23 protein-coding genes are annotated in these 24,387 nt (G+C 58.5%); 16 read left to right on the plus strand and 7 right to left on the minus strand.

The window, feature by feature from the left end; all coding sequences use genetic code 11:
• The first annotated feature begins 47 nt into the window (after positions 1–47).
• The 6 genes from ercA to ACSSVV_RS15380 all read left to right on the plus strand — a co-directional run bounded on the left by ercA (position 48) and on the right by ACSSVV_RS15380 (position 7,266).
• The gene (gene ercA, locus ACSSVV_RS15355; RefSeq protein ID WP_014422645.1) at positions 48–1,211 is read left to right on the plus strand and encodes an alcohol dehydrogenase-like regulatory protein ErcA; all 1,164 of its coding nucleotides are present in this window, start codon (positions 48–50) and stop codon (positions 1,209–1,211) included.
• Positions 1,195–2,949 carry a hybrid sensor histidine kinase/response regulator gene (locus ACSSVV_RS15360; protein ID WP_454106505.1) on the plus strand — a complete coding sequence of 585 codons (1,755 nt, stop codon included), beginning with the start codon at positions 1,195–1,197 and terminating at the stop codon, positions 2,947–2,949. Before ercA ends, ACSSVV_RS15360 begins: the two co-directional genes overlap by 17 nt.
• A 101-nt stretch (positions 2,950–3,050) precedes the next feature.
• A complete protein-coding gene (locus ACSSVV_RS15365) occupies positions 3,051–4,829 on the plus strand; it encodes a CotH kinase family protein (RefSeq protein WP_454106506.1) in 1,779 nt (592 codons plus the stop codon).
• Between the two features lie 71 nt (positions 4,830–4,900).
• The gene (locus ACSSVV_RS15370) at positions 4,901–5,584 is read left to right on the plus strand and encodes a polyphosphate polymerase domain-containing protein (protein WP_454106507.1); all 684 of its coding nucleotides are present in this window, start codon (positions 4,901–4,903) and stop codon (positions 5,582–5,584) included.
• Positions 5,568–6,149 (plus strand): DUF4956 domain-containing protein, encoded by a 582-nt coding sequence (locus tag ACSSVV_RS15375; protein ID WP_014422641.1) that lies wholly within the window; start codon positions 5,568–5,570, stop codon positions 6,147–6,149. The genes ACSSVV_RS15370 and ACSSVV_RS15375 overlap by 17 nt, the downstream gene beginning before the upstream one ends.
• Positions 6,142–7,266: an OprO/OprP family phosphate-selective porin gene (locus ACSSVV_RS15380; protein WP_454106508.1), complete on the plus strand. Its 1,125-nt coding sequence runs from the start codon at positions 6,142–6,144 to the stop codon at positions 7,264–7,266. Before ACSSVV_RS15375 ends, ACSSVV_RS15380 begins: the two co-directional genes overlap by 8 nt.
• Here the strand turns inward: ACSSVV_RS15380 and ACSSVV_RS15385 are convergent.
• The 3 genes from ACSSVV_RS15385 to ACSSVV_RS15395 are packed head-to-tail and all read right to left on the minus strand — an operon-like array spanning position 7,263 to position 10,797.
• Positions 7,263–8,654, minus strand: coding sequence for a sensor histidine kinase (locus ACSSVV_RS15385; RefSeq protein ID WP_454106509.1), 1,392 nt, complete (start codon positions 8,652–8,654; stop codon positions 7,263–7,265). The genes ACSSVV_RS15380 and ACSSVV_RS15385 overlap by 4 nt on opposite strands.
• Entirely contained in the window at positions 8,651–9,295 is a 645-nt protein-coding gene (locus ACSSVV_RS15390) for a response regulator transcription factor (protein WP_023009659.1), read from the minus strand. Before ACSSVV_RS15390 ends, ACSSVV_RS15385 begins: the two co-directional genes overlap by 4 nt.
• 2 nt (positions 9,296–9,297) lie before the next feature.
• On the minus strand, positions 9,298–10,797 hold the full coding sequence (locus ACSSVV_RS15395; RefSeq protein ID WP_370229386.1) for a response regulator: 1,500 nt from the start codon (positions 10,795–10,797) through the stop codon (positions 9,298–9,300).
• Positions 10,798–10,993: 196 nt separating this feature from the next.
• Here ACSSVV_RS15395 and ACSSVV_RS15400 point away from each other — a divergent pair, with 196 nt between their 5' ends.
• From ACSSVV_RS15400 to ACSSVV_RS15410, 3 genes are read left to right on the plus strand one after another with little or no spacing between them, the layout of a single operon-like run.
• Positions 10,994–11,281 (plus strand): hypothetical protein, encoded by a 288-nt coding sequence (locus ACSSVV_RS15400; protein WP_454106510.1) that lies wholly within the window; start codon positions 10,994–10,996, stop codon positions 11,279–11,281.
• Positions 11,282–11,325: 44 nt separating this feature from the next.
• On the plus strand, positions 11,326–12,702 hold the full coding sequence (locus ACSSVV_RS15405; RefSeq protein WP_370229388.1) for a class II fumarate hydratase: 1,377 nt from the start codon (positions 11,326–11,328) through the stop codon (positions 12,700–12,702).
• Positions 12,703–12,732: 30 nt separating this feature from the next.
• Positions 12,733–13,215, plus strand: coding sequence for a CDP-archaeol synthase (locus tag ACSSVV_RS15410; RefSeq protein WP_011786816.1), 483 nt, complete (start codon positions 12,733–12,735; stop codon positions 13,213–13,215).
• Positions 13,216–13,217: 2 nt separating this feature from the next.
• Here ACSSVV_RS15410 and ACSSVV_RS15415 read toward each other — a convergent pair whose 3' ends face one another.
• Positions 13,218–14,189, minus strand: a complete 972-nt coding sequence (locus ACSSVV_RS15415) for a metallophosphoesterase (protein WP_011786815.1) — start codon at positions 14,187–14,189, stop codon at positions 13,218–13,220.
• A gap of 161 nt (positions 14,190–14,350) precedes the next feature.
• On the opposite strand from ACSSVV_RS15415, the gene msrA reads away from it, so the two are divergent.
• The 3 genes from msrA (at position 14,351) to ACSSVV_RS15430 (ending at position 16,294) form a co-directional block, all read left to right on the plus strand.
• Positions 14,351–15,001 (plus strand): peptide-methionine (S)-S-oxide reductase MsrA, encoded by a 651-nt coding sequence (gene msrA, locus ACSSVV_RS15420; protein WP_454106511.1) that lies wholly within the window; start codon positions 14,351–14,353, stop codon positions 14,999–15,001.
• Positions 15,002–15,011: 10 nt separating this feature from the next.
• Positions 15,012–15,437 carry a peptide-methionine (R)-S-oxide reductase MsrB gene (msrB, locus tag ACSSVV_RS15425; RefSeq protein WP_011786813.1) on the plus strand — a complete coding sequence of 142 codons (426 nt, stop codon included), beginning with the start codon at positions 15,012–15,014 and terminating at the stop codon, positions 15,435–15,437.
• Positions 15,438–15,529: 92 nt separating this feature from the next.
• Complete coding sequence (locus tag ACSSVV_RS15430) at positions 15,530–16,294, plus strand: lysophospholipid acyltransferase family protein (RefSeq protein WP_114433895.1); 765 nt, start codon at positions 15,530–15,532, stop codon at positions 16,292–16,294.
• Between the two features lie 19 nt (positions 16,295–16,313).
• Here ACSSVV_RS15430 and ACSSVV_RS15435 read toward each other — a convergent pair whose 3' ends face one another.
• Positions 16,314–17,291, minus strand: coding sequence for a calcium/sodium antiporter (locus ACSSVV_RS15435; RefSeq protein ID WP_183577171.1), 978 nt, complete (start codon positions 17,289–17,291; stop codon positions 16,314–16,316).
• 461 nt (positions 17,292–17,752) lie between these two features.
• Between ACSSVV_RS15435 and mqo the strand changes: the two genes are divergently transcribed.
• Both mqo and ACSSVV_RS15445 read left to right on the plus strand, forming a co-directional pair.
• On the plus strand, positions 17,753–19,234 hold the full coding sequence (gene mqo / locus ACSSVV_RS15440; protein ID WP_286714516.1) for a malate dehydrogenase (quinone): 1,482 nt from the start codon (positions 17,753–17,755) through the stop codon (positions 19,232–19,234).
• 44 nt (positions 19,235–19,278) lie between these two features.
• Positions 19,279–20,949 carry an acetolactate synthase large subunit gene (locus ACSSVV_RS15445; RefSeq protein ID WP_199452740.1) on the plus strand — a complete coding sequence of 557 codons (1,671 nt, stop codon included), beginning with the start codon at positions 19,279–19,281 and terminating at the stop codon, positions 20,947–20,949.
• On the opposite strand, the gene ACSSVV_RS15450 is transcribed toward ACSSVV_RS15445, so the two are convergent.
• Both ACSSVV_RS15450 and ACSSVV_RS15455 read right to left on the minus strand, forming a co-directional pair.
• A complete protein-coding gene (locus tag ACSSVV_RS15450; protein WP_199452738.1) occupies positions 20,946–21,833 on the minus strand; it encodes a chemotaxis protein in 888 nt (295 codons plus the stop codon). The two genes, ACSSVV_RS15445 and ACSSVV_RS15450, sit on opposite strands and share 4 nt — an antisense overlap.
• A 151-nt stretch (positions 21,834–21,984) precedes the next feature.
• Positions 21,985–22,251, minus strand: a complete 267-nt coding sequence (locus tag ACSSVV_RS15455) for an exopolysaccharide biosynthesis protein (RefSeq protein WP_022993053.1) — start codon at positions 22,249–22,251, stop codon at positions 21,985–21,987.
• 851 nt (positions 22,252–23,102) lie between these two features.
• On the opposite strand from ACSSVV_RS15455, the gene ACSSVV_RS15460 reads away from it, so the two are divergent.
• Both ACSSVV_RS15460 and ACSSVV_RS15465 read left to right on the plus strand, forming a co-directional pair.
• Positions 23,103–23,675, plus strand: a complete 573-nt coding sequence (locus tag ACSSVV_RS15460) for an Hsp20/alpha crystallin family protein (RefSeq protein ID WP_022993052.1) — start codon at positions 23,103–23,105, stop codon at positions 23,673–23,675.
• 97 nt (positions 23,676–23,772) lie between these two features.
• Positions 23,773–24,387 (plus strand): Clp protease N-terminal domain-containing protein (locus ACSSVV_RS15465; RefSeq protein WP_454106512.1); only part of this gene is annotated, 615 nt, incomplete at its 3' end.

The raw sequence follows: 24,387 nt of genomic DNA on the forward strand, positions 1-24,387 counted from the left end.
TAATATGTCAGTTACTCCTATAACAACAACCGTACGCGTCAGGCCCCATGAGTTACGACATTTCTGCTTTGCGAAAGTTTGTCTCTCCGGAGATCGTGTTCGGCGCAGGATCACGCCGATCGGTGGCCAATTTTGCCAGCAATTTCGGGGCGCGCCATGTGTTTCTTGTCTCGGACCCCGGTGTCCAGGCTGCCGGGTGGGTTGGTGAGATTGAAACGCTCCTGAAAGAAGCCGGCCTGGCCTGCACCACTTACACTGCAGTTTCCCCCAATCCCAAAGTGGATGAGGTGATGGCTGGTGCCGAGCAGTACCGGTCGAATGACTGTGACGTTATCGTCGCCATTGGTGGTGGCAGCCCGATGGACTGTGCCAAGGGCATCGGTATTGTCGCCACGCACGGTCGGAGCATTCTGGAGTTCGAAGGGGTGGATACCATCACCAATCCCCCTCCGCCCTTGATACTGATTCCGACGACGGCGGGAACCTCTGCCGACGTATCCCAGTTTGCGATCATTTCGGACCCCAATCGGCGCTTCAAGTTTTCCATTATCAGCAAGGCGGTCGTGCCGGATGTCTCTCTGATTGATCCGGAAGTCACGGAAACCATGGGTGCTTACCTGACCGCCTGCACCGGGGTGGATGCGCTGGTTCACGCCATTGAGGCATTTGTGTCTACCGGCAGCGGACCGCTCACCGACACGCACGCTCTCGAAGCCATCCGGCTGATCAACCGGAACCTGGAGCCATTGGTTGCCAACCCGGCGGATCCGGTATTGCGCGAGCAGATCATGCTGGCCTCCATGCAGGCGGGCCTGGCCTTTTCAAATGCCATTCTTGGGGCAGTACACGCCATGTCGCATAGCCTCGGGGGCTTCCTGGACCTGCCCCACGGATTGTGCAACGCGCTATTGCTGGAGCACGTGGTGGCCTACAACTTCCCGTTTGCCGAAGACCGCTTCCGGCGTGTGGCGGAGGCCATGGATATTGATACCCGGGGAATGAGTAATGCCCAGGTCAAAAAACACCTGATGGCCCGTATTGTTGCGCTCAAGAAAACCGTCGGCCTCGAAGCCCGGTTGAAAGAGCTGGGTGTGACGACATCGGATATCCCCTATCTTTCAGGCTATGCATTAAAGGACCCCTGCATACTGACCAACCCAAGGAAGTCGTCGCTTCGGGATGTTCAGGTGGTTTATGAAGAAGCCCTCTGAATCGCCTGACAGTGGTTTTGGCGTTGGCGATCTGCTGGGACTTGGCAGTCAGTCGGTGCGTAAGAATTATTATCCGGCCTTGCAGGAACGTATTGAGGAGCTGGAGCGGGAACGCAACCGTTACAAATGGCTGTTCGAAAACGCGCTGCATGGCATTTTCCAGGCCAATCTGCGGGGTGGTTTTCTGGCCTGCAACCCGGCGATGGCGCGGATTTGCGGATACGACAGCCCTGAACAGCTTCAGCACCGGATGATCCGGCTTCGCGAACAGCTTTTTTTCAGCGCCGCAGAGTTTGATGTCATTCGCCAGGAATTGCTGGATTACGGCAGCCTTAGCGCGCGGGAGGCCCGTTTTCGTCGGGCCGATCAGTCGGCCGTCCATGTCGCCGTGACCATGCTGCGGCGGCCAGACCTCGGGCCTGAAGTGGTGGAGGCCTTTGTTGCTGATATCACTGACCGCGTTCAGGCCCGGGAAAAGCTCGAACAGCTCAACGCAGAACTGGAACGCCGGGTGGAGGAACGCACTGAAGCGTTGCAGAACGCCAACGTGGACCTCCGCTATCAGATTGAAGAGCGCGAGAAAGTTGAGCAGGAGTTGGTGATCGCTGTCGATGCCGCCAAAGATGCAAACCGGAGCAAAGACAAGTATCTGGCCGCCGCGAGTCACGATTTACTTCAGCCATTGAATGCCGCCCGGCTCATGATCTCGGCGTTGCAGGACAGCACCCTGCCCGATGCCGAACGCCGGATGGTGCACCAGGCCCACCGTGCTCTGGAAGGCGCAGAGGACCTTCTGGCCGATTTGCTGGACATCTCCAAACTGGACCAGCAGGCGATGAAGCCCGATCTGGTGTATACCGACGTCGATGAGCTGGCGCGCAGTCTCGGCAGCGAGTTTGAGGCCGTGGCGGCCAACGCAGGGCTTGGTTTTCGGGTCCGCTCTTCACCGGCCATGGTGCGCACGGACCAACGTATGCTCACTCGTATTCTTCGAAACCTGCTCAGCAATGCCTTCCGTTACACGCGGTCCGGTGGTGTGATGCTGGCGGTGCGTGTGCGCGATGATGACGTTCGGCTCGAAGTCTGGGATACCGGCGTCGGGATTGATGCCGCCAAGCTCGATGAAATCTTTACCGAGTTTCATCAGATCCTGCCGCAGGGGGGCGGTGGCAGGCAAGGGGTTGGCCTTGGGCTGGCCATTGTCGAGCGAATGGTTCGGGTTCTGGGCTATCGGATTGACGTGGCGTCAAGACCCGGGCTTGGCTCTCGCTTCACCGTAACGCTGCCACGCGTTCCCGTGCCAACGTTGCAGGCCTTTGCGAAGCCTGCCCCGGCCGTGTCGACAGACTGCGGTTTTGAGGGAACTCCGGTTCTGGTCATTGATAACGAGCCAGCCGTCCTTGAGAGCATGGCGACGCTTCTCAGTCGATGGGGGTGTGTCGTGATTACGGCCGGTGGCCGGGATCATGCCCTGGCCCGACTGGATGAATCCGGCTTGACTCCGAGAGCCGTGCTTGCGGATTACCATCTCGATGATGGCCAGACCGGTTTTGATGCCATTCACTCGGTGCGGCGACATCTGGCGATGGACCTGCCCGGGGCCATCATTACGGCTGATCGCAGTGACGAGACGCGAGCCTTGTTACGAGCCCAGTATCTTCCTGTATTGAATAAACCGGTCAAGCCCAACCGACTGCGGGCATTGCTGACCAGCCTGATTGCCTCGTCGTCGTTCTGACGCTGTAAGACCGTCTTACAGACTCCCGTGCATTCCAGCCGCAATACTTCCTGAAGCCGGTTTTCCCCCGGCCACGATAGACAATCTTCAGGGAGTGGTTCATGACAACAACAGGATTCAGAACATCGTGGGGGCGCTGCCGCTGGCTAATGGCAGGCATGGCGTTGGTGGTGCTGCAGGGCTGCGGGGGCGGAGGCTCGGATTCTTCTGATCCCTCAGACTTCGATGCTCCGGTTGAGCCGGTCAACATTGGCGGCGATGGCGACCTTTACGCCCCGGATCGGATAATGGCCGTGGACATTCGTATGTCCGCTGATGATTTCGAAAAGCTGCGTGCCGAGGGGCGCACCCTGGCGAGCACGGATCGCGAGTGTATACCGCCGTTTGAATACACGGAATTTACCGCGCGTGTGTCGATTGATGGCGATCGGATGGACAACGTCATTGTTCGCAAGAAAGGCTACATGGGCTCCCTGAGCCCGAGCATTCCCTCTCTCAAGTTGGATTTCAACGACCTGCAAAAAGGCCGGACCTACCAGAATTCCTCACGGATGACCCTGAACAACAATCGCCAGGATCCTTCCAATGCCAGGCAATGCATGGCGTATGACCAGTTCCGTGAAGCCGGCATTGCGGCGCCAAGATGCAACTACGCCAGGGTAACCGTGAACGGCGAAACACTCGGCGTGTTTACCAATGTCGAGCCTCTTAAAAAGCCTTTCCTGACCCGTGCGTTCGGCAACGATGAGGGCAATCAGTATGAGGCGCAGACTGCCGATTTTGGTACCTGGCTGAGCCAGCGATTCGAGAAGAAGACCAACGAAAAGGAAAACGACCGAAGCGATCTGCAAGCCGTTGCAGAAGCTCTGGCGTTGCCAGATGAGCAGATGCTGAACGTGTTGCCGCAGTTGGTCGATGTGGACCAGTTCATCCGCTTCTGGGCGGTGGAAACCTTGCTCGGCGCCTGGGATTCTGCCACCGGTAATGCCAACAACTTCCATATTTACCGTAACCCGGAGGACGGACTGTTCCATTTCATTCCCTGGGGGGCGGACACAGCTTTTCGCGGGGACCATCCGCTCAAGCCGCTAACCGGTGTTTTCTATCGCAACTTCCGGCTCGCAGATCGTCTGTTCCAGATACCCGAATACCGGGCAGCCTATTATGCGGAGCTGGAGAACCTGTTGGAAACCCAGTGGGATGAGAATGCCTTGACCGACCGCCTGGCGCGCATTCGTCAATTGACCGGAACCACCGAGGAGGCGGCGGCCAGCCTGCAACGCTTTATCATCGGCAACGGTGAGCCGGGCGACGATGATTACGAGCCCGCCCGCAGGGCTGTTCTGGAACAGGCGATGGCGGCGGAGACGCCGACTGGCGAAGTCTCGCTTCTGGCAGACAAGGAGCCGGATTGCAGCGCGCCCACCACGACGGCTTTGACCGGCAACATCACATCCCAGAGCGGAAATGACCGAGGTGCATTCAATTTCACCTTGCCGGACGGGCGCAACGTCAGTGCCAGCCTGACCTACGCCGCCTTTGAAGTTGACAGCCTGGTGTATTCCGTGGACCGGGAAACCAAACCGGCGGTCGTTAGCCTCCTGATGATCGGCGTGGATGCCGGTGACAGCTTCAAACCCTATGTGCTTCAGCTGTTTATTGAATCGTCGGACTACGTACCGGGTAGCCATCGCCTCCATGGCTTTGCCACCAATGCGCTGCTGTTTGAGGTGGATGAGAGCCTGCCCGGAGATGTCCGGACGATTGCTCTGGGAGCTCAAGGGCAGATTACCCTGACCAGTGTTGGCACCGGGGAGCAGGCCGGGGACGTGGCAATCACCCTGGATGCCACCCTGGAGTACGTGGCCGACGTGCCATGAACATGGCCGTTGGTAGCCCGGTGGCGAGATTTGCCGGGCATTCCCTTGAGGCGCAGTCAAGAGCGCTCCTGATGAACCGTGTGGACACCAAGTTCATGATTCCGGCTCAGGAGCTAGACCAGTGTCTTCAGGGCCTGGAGCGCGAGTATTCGATGCTTGAGATTGGGGCGGCTCGGCGTTTTACCTACGACACCCTGTATCTGGATACGCCGGACAGCCAGCTGTATCTGGATCATCACAACGGCAAGCTCAATCGTTTCAAGCTGCGGATTCGTCACTACCGGCAAAGCGGAGAGAGCTTTCTTGAAGTCAAGAAGAAGATCAACCGGCAACGCACCATCAAAACCCGCTTGCCGTTAACCGGAGACGGTCGGGACCCGCACGTCATCAATGATTTCCTTTCCGGGCAATTCGGCCTTCCGGCTGCAGGGATGCGGCCGGCACTTTTTGTCCGATATGAACGGATGACCTTGCTCCGGCGGGACGGCCATGAGCGGGTGACGGTGGATACCGGGCTCTCATTCCAGACGCCTGATCGACAGCATTCCGTTGCGCTCCCAGGTCTTGCCATTTTCGAAATCAAATATGACCGGAAAGCCTCTGGCTCGCCTTTGATGGCGCGTCTGGCCGCGCTCGGATACAGGCCGGTGACTTTCAGCAAGTACTGCGTTGGTCGGGTTTTTCTGGACGGAGACAACCTGAAAACCAATCGATTCAAACCGTTGTTAAGGAGCGTTCATGGAATCTGCAGTTGACCTCCATTTTGTTATCCGGCTGTTGATTAACGCGGCCTCGGTATTGGTATTGATTCGCTGTTATTACCGCTATTCCCGTCACCGGGAGAATGCCGCCTCTTTCATTCTCTTCGGCGTTGGCGTGTTTCTGGTGACGGCGCTGCTGCATTCGGTCACGGTCACGATGGGCTTTGCCTTTGGCCTGTTTGCCGTGTTCTCGATGCTGCGTTATCGCACCGAAGCCCTGGGTATCAAGGAGATGACCTACCTGTTCCTGGTGATCGCCATGGCCTTGCTGGCGGCAGTCGGGACCATGCACCACCTGGAGTTGATCATGCTGAATGGCCTGGTCATCGCCCTGGCGGTTGTGCTCGAGACCCGCATCCTGTTACCGCGACACGGTGAGAAGGAGGTGGAATACGAAAAGATCGAGAACGTCCACCGGCAACAACAGGCAGCCTTGATTGCCGATCTCAGGGAACGCACCGGACTGGATGTGTTCCGGGTTGATGTGGTGTCTGTCAGCTACCTGAGAGACACCGCGATGCTTCGAATGCACTATCACCTGGAGGCGGGGCATGAATGAGCAAGCGGGCAAACTGCTGGCCTTTGCGCTGCTGCCGATGATTGGTTCAGGCGCCCTGGCGAGTGATGGTGACGGGGGGGCTCAGGCGGAGGTGAGTGGTTACATCGCGGGCGGTGTCGACCACTACGGCGCGTTCCACGATGAGGACGGAGAAGAATCCACGACGCGTGGCGTGTTGCGCAACGCCAAGCTCCAGGTTGAACTGGCGTGGGGCGACGCCTGGGAGGCCGAGATTGACGGCGGCTACGAGATTGAAGGCGACAACAAAGACGCAGAGTTGGGCGATGCCTATGTTCAGTACAACGGCCCTGATCGCCTTGCCGTCCGGCTGGGCCAGTTTAAGGAGCCGTTCGGTATGGAACGGCTGACCAGCTACTCAAGTCTCAGTGCGGGTGAGCGCTCAATGGCTACCTCGGCCTTTGCGCCGGGCCGTTCACTGGGGGTTATGGTGGGGCAGTACCGGAAATCCTCAACCTGGGCGCTGGGGTTATTCAGCGATGAACGTAAACCGGAAGACGGCAGCGCTGTAACTGCCAGAGTCTCCCGTGCTCCCGCCCGCTCGGAGGATCAGGTACTCCATCTCGGTGCAGCAGCATCCTGGCGCCAGCATCGTGAGGAGGAATTCCAGATCAAGGATGAGGCCGAGGTGTTCAGCGCTGACAACGTGGTCCGCAGTCCCCGCTTTGAGGCCCGTGAAAGCAGGCTTGCGGGCGTGGAGGCCGGTTGGCAGTTTCATCGGTTGACCGTGACAGCAGAAGTCATGGCTCAGGAGGTGCGTCGTAAAGGCGGAGAATGGTGGCGGTTTACCGGGGGCTATGTCCAGGCCGGCCTGCTGTTGACCGACGACCAGCGCCCCTACGAGCGGGGCGAGTTCAAACGCATCAAACCAAAGAGTAACGGCGGCGCCTTGGAACTGGTGGCGCGTTACAGTGCCGTTGATCTGAGGGATCGAAGCATCGGGGCGGAAGCCAGCGTCACCACCGTGGGCCTGAATTACTATCTGGGTAAAGACATTCAGCTTCGCTTGAATTACCTGATGCCGGAGATCAGCGGTAATCGTCTGTCGCCGGATCCCGGGGGTAATGCCGCGACCCTGCGGCTGGTTTACCGGTTTTAGCTGGGAGGGCGAGTGCTTTTGTCGGGCCCATCGATATGCCGGGGTAGTTCCAGTATCACCTCGGTCCATTGCCCGGGTTCGCTGGCAATTTTCATGGTGCCACGATGATGCCGCATGATGGTGTGGCAGATACTCAACCCCAGCCCCAGGTTATCCGGCGTCTCGCTGGTGGAGAAAAACGGGTCAGTCAGTCGCTGCAGGTCACTGGAGTTGATGCCTTTGCCATTATCCCGGACGGTAATGCTGGTCACGGCTTCGGTGGAGGCAGCGGTAATCCGGATTTGCGGTCGTGCAGGGCTAGCAGCACGGATGGCTGACGATGCATTCATCAGGAGGTTGACGAACACCTGAATCAGCGGTGACGGAAAACAGGCGACCGAGAGGCCAGCGGGGATCTGGGTGGTGACTGCGGTGCCCTGCAACTGGTGCCGGCAAAATCGCAGCGCCGTTTGCACCAGCTTGTCGAGATTTACAGCCTCCGGGCCATGATCCGGCGCCGGGCGGGAGAATTCGATCAGATCCGAGACGATCTCTGCAATCCGGTGTTGATGGCTTGCCGCATCGTCCAGCGCCTCGGCTACGTCCGGATTCCGGTTGATCGCCGCGGAAAAGTCTACCGCCTGTATGGCGCAATTGAGCGGATTGGTAATCTCGTGCAGCAGACCCTTGGCCATGTGGCTCAGGGCCTGGTGTTTCTGCTCCTGGGCCAGTTTGTCCTCGGTGGCCTCCAGTGTCTGCAAGGCGCGGGAAAGTTGCCGGTTTCGATCTCTGAGCAGAAACTGCAGGGCCAGCAGGTTGCGCAGGAACTGGGAGAAAAACCACGCCGATAACGGTGACACCACCAGGCACATCAGAATCAGCCAGTTGGTGATTACGCCGATAAGCACGGTGACAATCTGATCGGCCGGGACTGTGACCGCGGTGGCCAGCACCAGAAGTATCAGGTTGGCCGCCAAAATGATGCTGGTGTGCTTCAGCGACAGGGTGATGATGCCGACCGAGCTGATAAAAAAGAACAGCCCCACCACAGGCGCGATGGCGGCGCCGGCACCGATATAGCCGAGGTAGCTGAATGTCGCCATGTTGATGAATACGAGATAGACAACCAGCGGTGCCGCTCGCCGCAACCGGGTGAAGCGATGAGCCAGAATGAGCGCTGTCAGCACCCCGGTGTAGAGCAGGTAACCGGCAAACACCGGGGGCTCCACCGAGTGCGAGAGCTGTCCGGCCAGGAAAAGCAGGGTGCCGATAAACGCGATGATCAGGTAAACATCGGCGAACAGCGGCAGCACGCGGTACCGGTACTGGGTGCGCGAAAAACGTTCGAACCGCCGTTGCCGATCAACGGGCAGCTGTTTGATCTGCTCAATACCGGAGAGCAGGTTCATGGTAACGCCCTTTGGTGATGTCTTTGCATAAACAGAATCAGCTCCGGCAGGCGTTCGAAGCCCAGCTTGACGAAGATCCGGTCCTTGTAGGAATGCACCGTTTTACAGGACACCCCCAGTTCCTCAGCGATATCTCGAACCGCGATCCGCTGTGACATCAGTCTCGCCACCTCCCGTTCGCGGCCGGACAACGCCTGGTAAGCGGTAAGAGCGTCATCAGCCCGGTCGCGTGTTGATTGCCAGTTGCCAAGGTATACCTGACCGCTGCGAATGTAGAACAGGGTTTTGATCAGTTCCTGGATCGACTGCTGTTTCGAGACCACCGCCTTGATTCCTGATTCCAGGTAAATCGCCATGCGCGAGCTGTTGACCGGAGTGTCGGAGATCAGCAGCACCGAGAGCGCCGGGTGCAGGCTGAGGGCATTTTCAGCAATGGTGAGTCCATCATTGTCTTTCAGATTCTCTTCAATCAATAGCACGCCGGGTCTGACAGCAGCCAGGCGTTGCAGCGTCTCAACGCCGGTCTCGGATTCGCCTACTAACTCAATGTCTTCGTTATGAAGAATCTGGAATAGCAAACCGTCGCGGAAAAGACGGTGGCTGACGGTCGCGAACAGCCGGAGTCTGCGCTGAGGGTTCACGGTCAGTTACCCGATCCCGGGAGTACCGGCAGGGTAATGGCCAGATGCAGGCACTGGCCATCTGCCTCAGCACTGACGTCCCCGCCCAGCAGGCTGGTGGTGACGAACAGCATCAGAAGTGCTGCCTGTTGTTCAAGAAGCGGATCGGAGAGCCGCGTTAGCGGAGCCAGTAGATGGCTGTAGATGCGTAGCGGTTGTTCCGGGGCTACGTGAAGCTGATCGCGACTCTCGGTTAGCACCAGGTGGCTCCAGTCAAGACCGGAGCTGACAAGCAGGGTGTTGAGGGCTTGCCCCAGTAATTCTGCCGGCGAGCAGGGTGGAGACGATGTGGCCCGTTCCTGGGGCGGGGTCCCGCTGAATAGTGACGTCATCCGGCTCTGCCCGGGGCCTGCCGGGACGATGTTTTCCAGCCGACTGAGTTCCTGCCGCACATGGTCGCAGAACCGCCGGACAAGCTCCTGTTCCAGATGCATGTCCTGGCTGGCCCTGAGGTGTGCTTTCGCCGCAGGCAGGTGGTCAATGCTGGCCACGGTATCCAGAAAAGCGTTCAGTGTGGTATCGGGAACCTGGGCGCTCAGGATCGGCCTCAGATGATCGACGAGCCTGCCGTGGCGTTGCAGGCGAAGCTCGGCAAAGCGTTTCCGGGTTTCGCAGCGGGTGTTGTCCAGGGCCGACGCCAGCTCACGGTGGCGAGCGATGGCTTCCCGGAACAGTGGCAGCAAGGTTTGTGCTTGCCAGGGTTTTTTCTGGTAGCGAAAGATCCGGCCTTCATTCACGGCATTGAGGGCAACGTCCACCTCGCCCCAGGCGGAAGTCAGAATCCGGACAACAGCCGGATGAGACTGACGCAACTCATCCAGCAGCTCTTTGCCCTGCATGCCCGGCATCCGCTGGTCCGTCATCACCACTGCAATGGGCGCGCCTGGCGTTCGCAGATGTTCCAGTGCCGCTTCCGCAGTGTCTGCGGAAAGCAGGGAGAACTCATCCTGCAGGTGTTCGAGTTGACGGATCAGATATTTCGTGGCGGCAGGTTCGTCATCGACAATGAGCACAACGGGGCGCTGCCCCTCGGTGTTCGGCAGCGATGGCTGGTGCTCGGTCTGGCCGGACAGCTCCGGGCTTGTCAGGGCCGCTGTCAAAAGGTGTGAGCGTATGAGGTCTGGGTCCAGGGGCTGCTCGAAGCAACGATCGATTACCTGGGTGTCCAGCAGCGCCACCAGTTCGCTCAGGATAACGCGCTCGGTTATCAACACCCGGAGCACGGCGGGATATTGTGTTCTGGCCTGGACCAGCAGAGTGGAGTTAATGGCGGTTGAGGTTTCGCATCCGGCTATCACCAGCGCTGCGGGCGGTGCTTCAGCGGCCGCTATGTGCTCAAGCACTGCCTCATCCGAGCTAAAGGCGTGTATCGAGAAGTCCTGCGCGAACAAGGCCTCGAACGTCTGCTTTGCCCCTTCGCTATGGTAGCGCAGTAAAACCGCAGGTGAGTGGAAGTGCCCCATGTTTACCGGTCGTTCCTTGATATCGAATCGGCTGGACAGGTTATCAGGGTGGCATTCGTCGTTTTGTAGGAAAATCCTACAAATGCAGGATGGGTTGCCGGAAATGTTTGTTTCTGTGATGACTTTGGCAATTGCCAGAGCCCGGTGCCTGAGAGCGACTACACTTATCGCTGAGTGCTTTCAGGAGGGAAATGTCATGACCACTCAAGACGGCCATCTCACTAACCACGAAGTCACCATCTGCCTTGCCGGTGGCGCCGTAATGGGTCCGTTCAACGCCACTTGGAGCCAGGACTCCGGCGGTGATGTACGAGAGCTGGTGCGCGAGTACGATGCCTTTCTGCAGGGCGAGAAGCAGAGCCGCTTCAAGTTTCACCTGCACGACACCTACACCAATACCGTGCACACACTGATTCTGAATTTTGAGCAGGTGACCGGCATCTGCGACCATGTCCGCCTGAAATCCCATGGTAACGGCACCTGAGGGCCGCTGTGGGAAGCTATCGAGCGTGACATAAGGAGGATGTGATGACCGAGTTCAGAACTGAAAAAGACAGCCTGGGTGAGGTCCGGGTACCGGCCAGTGCGCTCTGGGGCGCGCAGACCCAGCGTGCGGTGGACAATTTTCCGGTCAGCGGGCAGCCGATGCCGCCCGAATTCATTGCCTCTGTGGTTCAGGTCAAACGTGCGGCGGCCCAGGCCAACGCGTCACTGGGCTTGCTGGAGCCGGAACTGCGTGATGCCATTTGTGACGCCTGCGACCGGTTGCTGAAAGGGGAACATGCGGATCAGTTTCCGGTGGACCGTTACCAGACCGGCTCCGGTACCAGCACCAACATGAACGTGAACGAGGTGATCTCGGCTCTGGCGCGCGAGCAGGGCGTGGAGGTAAATCCCAATGATCACGTCAACATGAGCCAGAGTTCCAACGACGTGATCCCGACTGCGATCCATGTCAGCGCAGTGCTGGCAGTGAAAAGCCGGCTGCTGCCGGCGCTGTCGCATCTCCGGGGAGTGATCTACGGCCGGGAGGCTGAACTGTCCGGGCAGGTGAAGACCGGGCGCACCCATCTGATGGATGCCATGCCGGTGACACTTGGCCAGGAGCTCAGAACCTGGCGGGAGCAGGTCGCGGCGACCGAGCTTCGCCTTGAGCGGGCCATGGAGGACCTGGCGGCACTACCCCAGGGCGGTACCGCGGTAGGTACCGGGGTGAATGCGGCCTCTGAGTTTGCTGGCCAGTTTGTGAAGTTTCTGAAGCAGAATACGGGCTATCCGTTCCGGTCGCTGGAGCACAAGTTTCTGGGGCAGAGTGCGGTTGATGCGCCTGTGGCACTGTCTGCCCAGTTCCGCGGTGTGGCCGTGGTCTTCACCAAGATCGCCAATGATCTGCGCTGGATGAACAGTGGTCCGATCCATGGTCTGGCTGAAATCAGCCTGCCGGCCTTGCAGCCGGGCAGCAGCATCATGCCTGGCAAGGTGAACCCGGTGATACCGGAATCGGTGGCGATGGTGAGTGCCCAGGTGACCGGGCTGGATGCGGCTGTCGCCATGGCGGGCCAGTCCGGCAACTTCCAGTTGAATGTGATGCTGCCACTGGTGGGCGCAAATCTGCTGGATATGTGCGGGTTGCTGGCCAATGCCTCGAACCTGCTGGCAGACAAGGCCCTGCAAGGGTTCACCGTTAATACCGAAAACCTGAACGCGGGGGTGGGTCGAAACCCGGTTCTGGTGACGGCATTGAACCCTGAAATCGGCTACGCCCTGGCCGCGGATATTGCCAAAGAGGCATACCGTAGCGGGCGCTCGGTTATCGACGTTGCCGAGGAGCGGAGCGGATTGAGCCGCAAACGGCTTGAGGAACTGATGGACCCGCTCAAGCTGACCCGAGGCGGACTGACCTGATCTGGCCGGCTGTTAACAGGGGAAAGCAGAGTGCTGTTGTCGCTTGAGTTGTTTGTCATGCTGGTGCTGGCCAACGGGTCTCCAGTGGTTGTGGCGCGGTTGTTTCATCAGCATGGCAGTTGGCCCCTCGATGGTGGCCGGCTGTGGCGCGATGGCCGACCGCTGCTGGGGCCCAGCAAAACCTGGCGTGGGCTGGTTTCCGGCGTTCTGACCTGCGCGCTGTTCGCCCTGTGGGTGGGTCTGGGCTGGTTGTTCGGAGCGCTGTTTGCTTTCCTGTCGCTGTGGGGCGATATGCTCAGCAGTTTCACCAAGCGCCGTATGGGATTGGCTTCCAGCGCCAGGGCGGTCTGGTTGGATCAGCTGCCCGAGGCGCTGTTACCTATGGTGATGGCCTGGTACTGGCTGCCGCTGCCACTGTGGGAGGCGGTCGCCGTTGCCCTTCTGTTCGCATTGTCCAATATGTTGTTCTCTCCGCTGTTTTACCGCCTCGGTATACGTAAACAGCCACACTGAACTCAGGGCCCGCGAGTGAGGGTGTGAATGGTCACTTCCGGAGGGCAGTTCAGACGCACATTCAGGACCGAAGTGCCGGCTCCCGGTGAGGTGTAGCCTTGCATGCCGTTTACCTGCCAGAGCCCGCGGCCAAGGCGCCTCGGGCAATCGGAGTCGAGCGTCAGCGGGATGCCGCCAGGCAAACAGAGTTGCCCACCGTGGGTGTGGCCGCAGAGAAACAGGTCGTAACCGGCATGGGCGGCTTCCCGCCAGATTTCCGGCGTATGACTGAGCAACAGGCTGATTCCCCCTGCGGGTATATCGTCGCCGGCCCGGTGCAGGTTGTGAACCTTGTAGTAGTGGGCATCGTCCACACCGGCCAGGTACAGGCGGCTGTCGCCGCGCTCCAGCGGCACCATTTCATTCATCAGCAGGCGATAGCCCATGTCTTCAAGAGCCGGCACCATTCGTACACTGTCGTGGTTGCCCAGCACGGCATAGGCGTCGCCGTGAATGGCCAGGCGCAGTCTGGCCATACCGTCCAAAGCATCGTCTACAGGGCCCCAGGTGCGTTGGCGGTAATCGCCGGTCAGAACGCACAGATCGTAATCCAACGGGGCGATTTGCCGTATAACTGCCTGCAGGTTGGCTTCGTCCATATCGACATGCAGGTCGGTCAGGTGAAGGATGCGGAAGCCCTCGAAGGCCGAAGGGAGATCGGGCAACACGAAGGTGTTGTGCTCGGTGGTGAGTTTCAAACTGTTGGCCTGAGCCCGGCGTAGCAGCCCCACGGCCTTCAGGCAGAAACGAATCAGTTTCGGAGCGTTGGTCAGGTTTTCCAGATGGAACGAGCGCTTGTCCCGCCCGAACACCCGGGCTTCGGTTTCCCGCTCAATGCCGAGGCGTTGACGGGCATGGACGGGCCCGAGCCTCAGGCTCAGGCGGTAGTGGAGCAGCTCATCCTGATTTTCCGATACGCGAACCCTTGCGGTCATGCTGTTATCCCTGATGCCGAGCGGAACCTTATCAGTGGTTCCTGTCTTAATTATGGTTGTTGCCCTGGGTAGTGCAAATTACAGGTGCTGATTTGGCTTTTCAGTATTGAGACGCCACAATCAGTGATACATTCGACGATGTATAGTGTACGGAGTGGCCCATGACCGATGCATGTAATCTGCCCGGCCTAAGTGTTCCCAGGAGTCGTTTCCCGGACCCTGAACAGGATCTGCCTGAAGCGGCCGGTGAGTCCCGGCTGGTGTTGGCGGGGGGCTGTTTCTGGTGTGTGGAAGCGGTCTTTCTGGCGGTTGACGGTGTTCAACGTGTGACCTCTGGTTATGCCGGCGGTGAAGCCAGTACCGCGAATTACGAGGCGGTCTGTACCGGGAAAACCGGGCACGCCGAAGTCATCGAGGTGCATTATGATCCGGCACGGGTCAGCTTCGGCCAACTGCTGAAGCTGTTCTTCTCGGTGGCCCATGATCCCACCCAGATCAACCGACAGGGTAACGATGTCGGCAGCCAGTATCGCTCCGCGATATTCTATGAGACCCCAGAGCAGCACGATGTAGCCGAGGCGTATATCCGCCAGCTGGATGCCGCCGGCGTGTATCAGGATCGCATCGTGACCACCCTGGAGCCCTTGGAAGCCTTTTATCCGGCTGAGGAGCACCACCAGAACTTTGCCGCCCGTAATCCCTGGCAACCATACATCATGGCGGTAGCGGCACCGAAGATGGAAAAGCTGGTCAACACCTGGCCCGAACAGCTGAAGCCTGAATTCAGCAAAGACGACCCGGACCAGGCTTGAGGAGGCACCGATGTCTGTATCTGCAGCAGGCTATGACCTGACACCGTTAACCCGGGCAGAAGTGGAAGCCCGGGCTGAGCATCTTTCTGAGGAAGAACGCCGGGTGCTGCTCGATCACGGCACCGAGCGTCCCTTCTGTGGCACGTTGCTGGATAACAAAAAGCCCGGCACCTATCATTGCCGGTTGTGTGATCTGCCGCTGTTCAGCTCCGATTCCAAGTTTGATTCCGGCACTGGTTGGCCAAGTTTTTTCCAGCCCTTCGACCCGGAGCATATCCGATACCTGGAGGACTCCAGTCTTGGAATGACCCGTATCGAAATTCGTTGCCCCCGTTGCGACAGTCACCTGGGCCACGTGTTCCCTGATGGGCCGCCACCTACCGGGCAGCGTTATTGTCTGAACTCCATTGCAATGGTGTTCTCTGAATCGAACTAGAGTCTGAATATCGCGAGCTCTTTGTTGCGGCTATAATGCGCCTTTCTTTTTAGGGCCGACCATCTGAAATCGGCTCTGGTGAAAGGTGATCGATGGTCAGACTGAAATTAAACCCGCTCACTGAATCGGCTACCCTGCTCCGACGTGCCGGCGTCGTGATTGGCTCCGTGGGGCTGACAGCGCTGTACTCGCTCTTGATCCTGTTGCGGGCCCTGTTCGGACGCCTGAACCGGCCGATTGTCGACAAATATTGCCGGGAATGGTCGGCGGCGTTGTTGCGGCTGGTTCGGGCGAGCCTGGTTGTTCGCGGAGAAGTGCCGGATTTCAACGATGGCCGGCGCTACATCATCATGAGCACCCATGCCAGCCACTACGACATACCGGTCAGTTTTGTGTCGCTGCCAGGTTCAATCCGCATGCTCGCCAAGAAAGAGCTGTTCAGCATTCCCCTGCTGGGCCAGGCCATGAGAGCCGCCGAGTTTCCCTCTATTGACCGTTCCCGTCGCAACCGGGCGGTGAAGGATCTGGAGAAAGCCCGTCAGATGATGGAAAGCGGCATTGTGTTGTGGGCAGCCCCGGAAGGCACCCGTTCTCCGGATGGTCAGCTGTTACCGTTCAAGAAGGGATGCTTTCACCTGGCTCTGGATACCCAGGCTGTGATTGTGCCGGTGGCGATTCGGGGGATTCATCGGGTGCTGCCTGCGCGCACCTGGCAAATTAACCTGGGACAGCCGGTGGACGTGCGCGTGGGCACTCCCATCGACACGGCAGGAAAAAGCAAGGACGACATCGCGGAGATTATGGCGGGCGTGCGTAAGAACCTGGAGGAATTACTGGGCGACGGCGAGGCAGAATAAACTGCCCCGCCGGCGATGCTCAGGCGGCGGAGACCACGGTAGAGAACAGATAGCCGGTGTAACCGATGTAAACGGCCAGCAGCAGGGCACCGTCAACCCTCGATACGAGCTTGCGCCAACCGGTCAGGCCGAAGCCCATTACCAGAAGCGCCAGAGTCAGGCCCAGCATTAACGTCCAGTCCCGATACAGCACCTCAGGGTCTACCGACAACGGTTGAATCGCCGCGGCGAGCCCCACCACGGCCAGGGTGTTGAAGATACCTGAGCCCAGGATGTTGCCCAGAATCAGGTCGTGCTCGTTTTTCTTCACGGCGGCAATAGCTGATGCCAGCTCCGGCAGTGATGTGCCGATAGCCACAATGGTCAGGCCTATGATCAGATCACTCACACCCAGGCTCTGGGCAATAGCGACCGCACCCCAAACCAGAAGCCTTGAACTGACAATCAGCAGAATCAGCCCGATTACCAGCCAGATAAGTGCGGTTTTCAGGGGCATGGGGTGGGCAACGATTTCGGACTCAGCATCCCCTCCAAGCGGGTCAGCTTTGCCACGTATCCCCTGATAGATGGACCAACCCATTACCGCGGCAAAGACGCCCAGAAGCACCCAGCCATCCAGTCGGCTCAGCTCTCCGTCGATCAGTTGCGCACCGGCAATCAGAGTGAGTACGACCAGTAGTGGCAGTTCTTTGCGGATGACCTGTGAGTGCACGGCGATCGGCGCGATGATGGCGGTCAGGCCAACAATCAGGGCGATGTTGGTGATATTGGAGCCATACCCGTTTCCGAGAGCCAGGCCGGGGTTGCCGTCAGACGCAGCCATGGCAGAGACCGCAAGTTCCGGAGCAGAGGTGCCGAAGCCGATAATGACCATGCCAATCAGTAGCGTAGGCATGCCCAGGTGTTTCGCGGTGGCGGCGGCTCCTTCCACAAATTTGTCCGCGCTCCAGACCAGCAGGATCAGGCCGGCAATAACGGCACCGATGGCCATCAACATAGAGAAACCTCAAAAAGATTAACGGGAAACTCCGGCCCACGGCCAGGAGGAAAGTGTTTGGCGCACAAGATACCGTATTAGGGGGCGATTGGTCAGCACTGAGATGCGCGCCGTTGCAGGTAACTACGGATGATCCAATGGTTGGGCGACGGGGTATCAGACTAAAGTGGCGCTGATATTGTTAACAAAACACGAGACAATCCCGGCAAAACGATAAGATGACGGGCAATGTGCCAACACACCGGTAATCGCACCACTGGTGCCAGCGGTGCCCGCAACCGACACGCATCAATTGATAATCGCAATTTATTCTTTCGGCGAAAATCGGGATAATTGCGCGCAATTTCAGACCGGAAGCTCACGGCAGCGCCGTCTACCTCGCGCCAGGCCGGCTTCCGACAGGCCACTTTGCTGATCGTGGAGTGGCAGCAGGCTTCAACACTAAGCTAGGGTGAAAACCAATGGCCGTTAGACAGGCAGATGTAGTGCTGGTCGGTGGGGGCGTCATGAGCGCGACCCTCGGCATGATGCTCAGGCAGCTGGATCCGTCCCTGGACATCGTCATGGTGGAACGTCTTGACCACGTTGCCCATGAGAGCACCGACGGATGGAACAATGCAGGTACCGGGCATGCCGGTTACTGCGAGCTGAACTACACCCCCGAAACCGATGATGGCGATGTCGAGATTGAGCGGGCGTTGAAAATCAATGCCCAGTTCGAGGTGTCGTTGCAGTTCTGGTCTTACCTGGTGGAGCAGGGCATCCTGCCGGAGCCGACCTCTTTCATTAATCGTACGCCACACCAGAGTTTCGTCTGGGGCGAGAAAGACGTGGCGTTTCTAAAGCGCCGTTACGAGCGTCTGAGCGGGCACCACCTGTTCCAGGAAATGGAATACACGGAAAGCCCGGAGGATCTCGAAGAGTGGATGCCGCTGGTAGTTCGCCACCGTGATCCTATGCAGCGTGTGGCCGCGACCCGAATCAAACATGGTTCCGACGTGGATTTCGGTTCATTGACCCGCAGCATGGTGAAATGGCTGGAAACCCAGCCCAACTTTGAACTGATGCTCAGCAGCCCGGTGCACTACATTGATCAGCGCGACAATGGCCGCTGGAAACTGCGGGTGAAAAACCAGAAAACCGGCGAACTGACCAAGCTGGAAGCCGGTTTCGTGTTCCTCGGTGCTGGTGGTGGCGCGCTGCCGTTGCTGCAGAAGTCTGGCATTGATGAGGCCCGCGGTTACGGTGGCTTCCCAGTCAGTGGTCAGTGGCTGGTGTGCCAGAAGCCGGACATCGTCAAGGAGCACCATTCTAAAGTGTACGGTAAGGCACCGATTGGCGCGCCGCCGATGTCTGTCCCGCACCTGGATACCCGCATCATCAATGGCGAACCTGCCCTGCTGTTCGGACCGTTTGCTGGCTTCACCACCCGCTTCCTGAAGCAGGGCTCCATCTTCGATCTGATTGGTTCGGTGCGCGCTACCAACCTGCGCCCGATGCTGTCAGTCAGCAAGAGCAATATGGACCTCACCCGTTATCTGATCGGCGAAGTGTTCCAATCCCATGCCGACCGTGTGAATTCCCTGCGCAACTTCTTCCCGGATGCCCGTGAAGATGACTGGAAGTTGCAGATGGCTGGCCAGCGGGTGCAGATTATCAAGCAGACCGAAGAGGGTGGTGGCAAGCTTGAGTTCGGCACCGAGATTGTCGCAGCTAAAGACGGCACCCTCGCCGCCTTGCTGGGTGCCTCTCCCGGGGCTTCTACTGCGGCTAACGCCATGATCAATGTGCTTGAGCGCTGCTTCCCGGAGAAGATCAGGAGCGAGCAGTGGCAGTCCCGCATGAAGGAGCTGGTGCCATCCTATGGCCAGTCTCTGGTGGATAATGAGGAGCTGCTCAACAGCGTTCGTGAACGGACCCTGTCAACGCTCAAGCTCAGGTAATGCTATCCTCTTGATTTGAGAATTCTCAGATCAAGAGGACAGTTATGGCCAATGATCATCGACAGGCGCTTAACGGCGCCGAAGTGTTTATCCGGGCACTTGAGAATGAGGGCGTAAAATACATTTTCGCCGTGCCCGGTGAAGAGAATCTCGCGTTCCTGGAAGCGTTACGCAATTCCAGTATCCGTCTGGTGCTGAACCGGCACGAACAGGCTGCCGGCTTCATGGCGGCGACCTATGGGCGACTGACCGGCCAGGTGGGGGTTTGCCTGTCCACCCTCGGGCCGGGCGCCACCAATCTGGTGACGGCCGCGGCCTACGCCCAGCTGGGCGGCATGCCCATGATGATGATCTCCGGGCAGAAGCCCATCAAGTCCTCCAAACAGGGGCTGTTCCAGATTCTGGATGTGGTGGATCTGATGCGGCCGCTCACCAAATACACCCGCCAGATCAGTAACGCCAACACCATCCCCGCCAAGGTTCGTGAAGCCTTTCGCCTTGCCTCGGAAGAACGCCCCGGTGCTGTGCACCTGGAGCTGCCTGAGGACATTGCCGAGGAATCCGCCGAAGCGGGCATTCATATCTTTAATCCCAGTGATGCCCGCCGGCCAACGGCCAGCGAGAAGAGCCTGGATATGGCCTGTGACATGCTGCGCAGGGCCCATCATCCACTGATCATGATTGGTGCCGGCGCCAATCGTAAACGGGTATCCAAAGCCTTGCTGCATCTGGTGGATGTGACGGGCATTCCGTTCTTCACCACTCAGATGGGTAAGGGCGTGATTGATGAGCGTCACCCCCGTTACATGGGGAATGCGGCCCTGTCCGCCGGCGATTTTGTTCACTGCGCCATCGACCGGGCGGATCTGGTGATTAATGTTGGCCACGATGTGGTGGAAAAGCCCCCGTTCTTCATGACGCCGGGCGGTAAAAAAGTCATCCATGTGAATTTCAGCGGAGCCGATGTCGATCCGGTGTATTTTCCGCAGCATGAGGTGGTGGGTGACATTGCCAACAGTGTGGAGTACATGGCCGAGCACTGCGGACAATGTGCCAACCACGATTTCACCGGCCTGATGGAAGTGAAACAGGCGGTCGACAAGCATCTTCAGGAACGGGCCACCGATGACCGCTTTCCGGTGATCCCCCAGCGCATTGTCCACGATGTGCGATCCGTGATGCCGGATGACGGCATCATTGCGCTGGATAATGGTATGTACAAACTCTGGTTTGCCCGTAACTACCCGGCTTACGACAACAACACCGTGCTGCTGGACAATTCTCTGGCCTCCATGGGCGCGGGCCTGCCCAGTGGTATGATGGCGGCCATGCTCTATCCGGAACTGAAGGTCATGTCGATCTGCGGCGATGGCGGCTTCATGATGAACAGCCAGGAGCTGGAGACGGCTGTTCGCCTTGGTCTGAACCTGGTGGTGCTGATCATCAACGACAGTGCGTATGGCATGATCAAATGGAAGCAGGGCCAGGATGGCTATGAAGATTTCGGGCTGGATTACCGCAACCCGGATTTCGTGAAGTACGCGGATTCCTACGGTGCCATTGGCCACAGGGTTACCCGTACCGAGGAGTTGCGCCCGACCCTCGAGCGCGCACTGGAGGCCGGTGGTGTCCACCTGGTGGATGTGCCGGTGGACTACAGCGAGAACCGGCGGGTCTTTGATGAAGAGCTGGCGGAGCTCACCTGCCGGCTTTAGCCGGCCTGGGCAGCTCCACGCAGCATGGCCTGTAACAGTTCATCTGCGTCAAACTTGGTCAGGGCCTCGTTGGCCCCGACCTGATTGGCGTAGCTCAGGCTCATCTCACTGTTCAGTGAGGTATGCAGGATAATGTAGGGTTGCTTGAGGCTGGCGTTATCCCGGACATCGAAGGTCAGCTCGTAGCCATCCAGCCCCGGCATCTCGATGTCGCTTACCAGAATCTCGATCGGGTGCCCCAGCTCGTGCTCTCTGAGCATCACCTGCAGGGCTTCATCGCCATTGGTGGTGACGTGGTAGCTGATGCCTTTGCTGTCCAGTACATCGCTCAGCTGTTTACGGGCCACCTGGGAATCGTCTACCAGCAGGATATTCAGAGACTTGAGCGTTTCGCTCTGAAGATCTGACAGTACAACATCCTGGGCATCCAGGGATTCCGGATACACCTTGGCCAGCAGCAACTCCACATCCAGTAGCTGGATAATGTCGCCATCCACATCCAGCAAGCCAGTAATAAAGGCATTGGTGCCCAGAGCCTTGGGCGGCGGCATCACGCTCTTCCAGTCTGTCTCGATAATCTGCTGAACACTACGCACCAGAAAACCGATTTCCTGGCGCTGGATGTCGGTAACAATGATGGAGGCTTTTTCCTGCTCCTCGCGGGTAAGCGCCGGGTAGCCTACGGCCGCAGACATATCAATGACCGGCACGGCCGAGCCCCGGAAGGTTGCGGTTCCGATCACGGCATGGTGGCTGTGGGGCAGTTTGGTTAATCGCTGAAACGGAAGTATTTCCCGGATTTTCAGAGTGCCAATGCCAAACAGCCGCGAGCCGAACAGGCGGAACAGCAGGAGTTTCTGGGACTGCTTCGCTTTGCTGGACATAAACCGATCCTTGCAAAAAAGATAAAAGCTCCTTGCCGGAGCTCACAGTATTGATTCATGCGCTGACGACCACAAACAAGGTGCCAGCGATCAAAAGGTTATGTAGCAATAGTAGCAGCTTTATACGCAGCCATTCGTTATCAGCTTTGTATCAAATGGTGACAGGTTTGTCCGTCCATTGCAGGCCTTTAAACAGTTTCTGTTTGGAAATACGGCGGTTCGATAAACGGGAGGGAATCCAAACCGAGCGACGCTGGCACAGCAACTGGCCCAGGGTGAGTAGGACCAGCAGGCCCAGCAAGGTGGGCGCGCCGGGAATGTCGCCAATAAGCGGCGCCACCGTGATTAAACCGGCCAGCAGCACCAGTGGGCCAAAAGAACGTTCGCCCACCGCGGCCATCAGATCCCCAACCGACACCCGATCTTTATCCCGGGTATGGTCCCGATTCTGGCCACCAGCTCTGTGAGGCTTTCCGGGTCGTCTGGTTGGTTCATGGATGGCCTCATTTTCCGGAGTGTTGAGAGTGAGCTACATGGATTGGGTTATTCCAGAAACGAGAAAAGTCCCTGATATCAAGGGCTTTTCTCTTGCAAGGTGGTGATGGAACACGGAACCGAACCCGCGCCCGCATATGAGGTTCGTTAGCAAAGCACTGTTCTTGAGGGTGCCCGCCCGTACCAAGTGGCCGTTTTGCTTCGTGAAAAATCTCGGCTGGGTCGGCGTCGGGTTGCGATAGTCCGAGCAGACTCGATGAAATCGTCGGCTGGGCGCGTTCAGACGAGTTTCCACCAAGGAACATGCGGACAAGCAAGGGGCTGCGGGCGCTCGGTTATAACGTGAGGATCGGTGTTTGATCTGCGGCTGCCCGGAGCACATGTAGGCTCCCGATTAAACCTTTGCCTAACGCCGGATCGGACCGCCCCAGCACACCCTCTCTGGAAATTTGTGTCACATCAATCGCCCAGCAGATCGCGAGATGTCGATTCTTGACTTTCTGCATGTTAGGCGCCATACCTTGCAAGGTCTTGAAAAAAATCCTCGATTGAGGCTGTACGACGGCGGAAATTGTGGGGGGCATGGCGGTTTCGTCAAAGTGAAATCGATCGATGGATCAATGATCAGACCCAAGCAGGCAGAAAGAAGGAGGTGATACGTACAGATGAGCAGCCGAAGTCAGCGGAACACTCCGTGTCGTCTGGGCGCGCTGTCCGTCGCCGCAGGCAAACGGAGTGAGCGAGAGTCTTCAATTTTTCTTCTGGAGGTGTGACATGGACATTGATTTCAAGAAGTTGGCTCCCTGGAACTGGTTTAAGAAAGAACAGGAAGAACAACAGAGCGCTGCCTCGCTGCCCGTGCAGCGCAATGACCTGCCAGTGGCAGGCGGTCCCGTCAGTCCCATCCTGCAATTGCATCGCGAGATCGACCGCCTCTTTGACGATGCGTTTCGAGGCTTCGGCTTTCCGGCACAGGCCATGCCTCGATGGCCGTCGGACTTGCCGGGCATGCTGAAGCCGGTACTTGACATCCAGGAAACCGACAAGCAGTACAAGATTTCTTTGGAGGTTCCTGGCGTCGAGGAAAAGGACATTCAGATCACGCTCGACAACGATGTGCTGATGGTACGGGGCGAGAAACGCCAGGAGCAGGAAAAGAAGGAGGGTGGCTTCCATCGCGTCGAACGCTCCTACGGCAGTTTCCAGCGTGTCCTGAACCTGCCTGACAACGCCAATCAGGAATCGATCAAGGCCGCCTTCAAGAACGGCGTGCTCACGATCACGATGGACAAGCGCGAGGCCAGTGCGCCTAAGCAGCAGGGCCGCTCGATCCCGATCAACGGCTGACGCCGATCGGCTTGTTCTCTACAGAAAAACCAAGTGAATGGCGAGGCGCCGTGACCTTCAGCGCCTCGTCAAATCAGTCCTCTCAAGGAGCATGAGCATGGCCAGAAAACAATGCCAGGTCTGCGGCCAGCCCGCCACGGTGCGGGTGGAAGCCAATCTCAATGGTCGTCACAGCACCATGCTGTTGTGTGACGATCACTATCGCCAACTGGCGCGCCAGCAAAAGCGCACCGTCTCGCCGCTGGAGGCTCTGTTTGGCTCGCGCAGCGGTTTGTTCGAAGACTTCCTCGGCAGCGACTTCTTCCGCATCGGTGACGATGCACCGTCCATGGCGGCCGATACCGATGAGGTAGTCGATGCCTCATTCGGCGAACCCGCCCCGGCCGGTACGGGCACCGCGCGCCGGCGCGGCAGTGGGCTGGCCAGCCGTATCAGCGAACAGTCCGAGGCCCTGTTGCAGGAGGCCGCCAAACATGCCGCCGAATTTGGCCGCCCCGAAGTCGATACCGAACACCTGCTGTTGGCGCTCGCCGACAGCGACGTGGTCAAGACCATTCTGGGGCAATTCAAGATCAAGGTCGATGATCTCAAGCGGCAAATCGAATCCGAAGCCAAGCGCGGCGAGAAGCCGTGCGAGGGCGAGATCGGCGTGTCTCACCGGGTCAAGGACGAGCTCAGCCGTGCTTTCGTGGCCTCCAACGAACTCGGCCAC

It is taken from the genome of Marinobacter sp. MBR-105, from assembly GCF_053628895.1.

Coding starts and splice junctions, on each gene's coding strand:
- ercA (WP_014422645.1), top strand. CDS start 48: ATGAGTTACGACATTTCTGCTTTGCGAAAGTTTGTCTCTCCGGAGATC.
- ACSSVV_RS15360 (WP_454106505.1), top strand. CDS start 1,195: ATGAAGAAGCCCTCTGAATCGCCTGACAGTGGTTTTGGCGTTGGCGAT.
- ACSSVV_RS15365 (WP_454106506.1), top strand. CDS start 3,051: ATGACAACAACAGGATTCAGAACATCGTGGGGGCGCTGCCGCTGGCTA.
- ACSSVV_RS15370 (WP_454106507.1), top strand. CDS start 4,901: ATGAACCGTGTGGACACCAAGTTCATGATTCCGGCTCAGGAGCTAGAC.
- ACSSVV_RS15375 (WP_014422641.1), top strand. CDS start 5,568: ATGGAATCTGCAGTTGACCTCCATTTTGTTATCCGGCTGTTGATTAAC.
- ACSSVV_RS15380 (WP_454106508.1), top strand. CDS start 6,142: ATGAATGAGCAAGCGGGCAAACTGCTGGCCTTTGCGCTGCTGCCGATG.
- ACSSVV_RS15385 (WP_454106509.1), bottom strand. CDS start 8,654: ATGAACCTGCTCTCCGGTATTGAGCAGATCAAACAGCTGCCCGTTGAT.
- ACSSVV_RS15395 (WP_370229386.1), bottom strand. CDS start 10,797: ATGGGGCACTTCCACTCACCTGCGGTTTTACTGCGCTACCATAGCGAA.
- ACSSVV_RS15400 (WP_454106510.1), top strand. CDS start 10,994: ATGACCACTCAAGACGGCCATCTCACTAACCACGAAGTCACCATCTGC.
- ACSSVV_RS15405 (WP_370229388.1), top strand. CDS start 11,326: ATGACCGAGTTCAGAACTGAAAAAGACAGCCTGGGTGAGGTCCGGGTA.
- ACSSVV_RS15415 (WP_011786815.1), bottom strand. CDS start 14,189: ATGACCGCAAGGGTTCGCGTATCGGAAAATCAGGATGAGCTGCTCCAC.
- msrA (WP_454106511.1), top strand. CDS start 14,351: ATGACCGATGCATGTAATCTGCCCGGCCTAAGTGTTCCCAGGAGTCGT.
- msrB (WP_011786813.1), top strand. CDS start 15,012: ATGTCTGTATCTGCAGCAGGCTATGACCTGACACCGTTAACCCGGGCA.
- ACSSVV_RS15430 (WP_114433895.1), top strand. CDS start 15,530: ATGGTCAGACTGAAATTAAACCCGCTCACTGAATCGGCTACCCTGCTC.
- ACSSVV_RS15435 (WP_183577171.1), bottom strand. CDS start 17,291: ATGTTGATGGCCATCGGTGCCGTTATTGCCGGCCTGATCCTGCTGGTC.
- mqo (WP_286714516.1), top strand. CDS start 17,753: ATGGCCGTTAGACAGGCAGATGTAGTGCTGGTCGGTGGGGGCGTCATG.
- ACSSVV_RS15445 (WP_199452740.1), top strand. CDS start 19,279: ATGGCCAATGATCATCGACAGGCGCTTAACGGCGCCGAAGTGTTTATC.
- ACSSVV_RS15450 (WP_199452738.1), bottom strand. CDS start 21,833: ATGTCCAGCAAAGCGAAGCAGTCCCAGAAACTCCTGCTGTTCCGCCTG.
- ACSSVV_RS15460 (WP_022993052.1), top strand. CDS start 23,103: ATGGACATTGATTTCAAGAAGTTGGCTCCCTGGAACTGGTTTAAGAAA.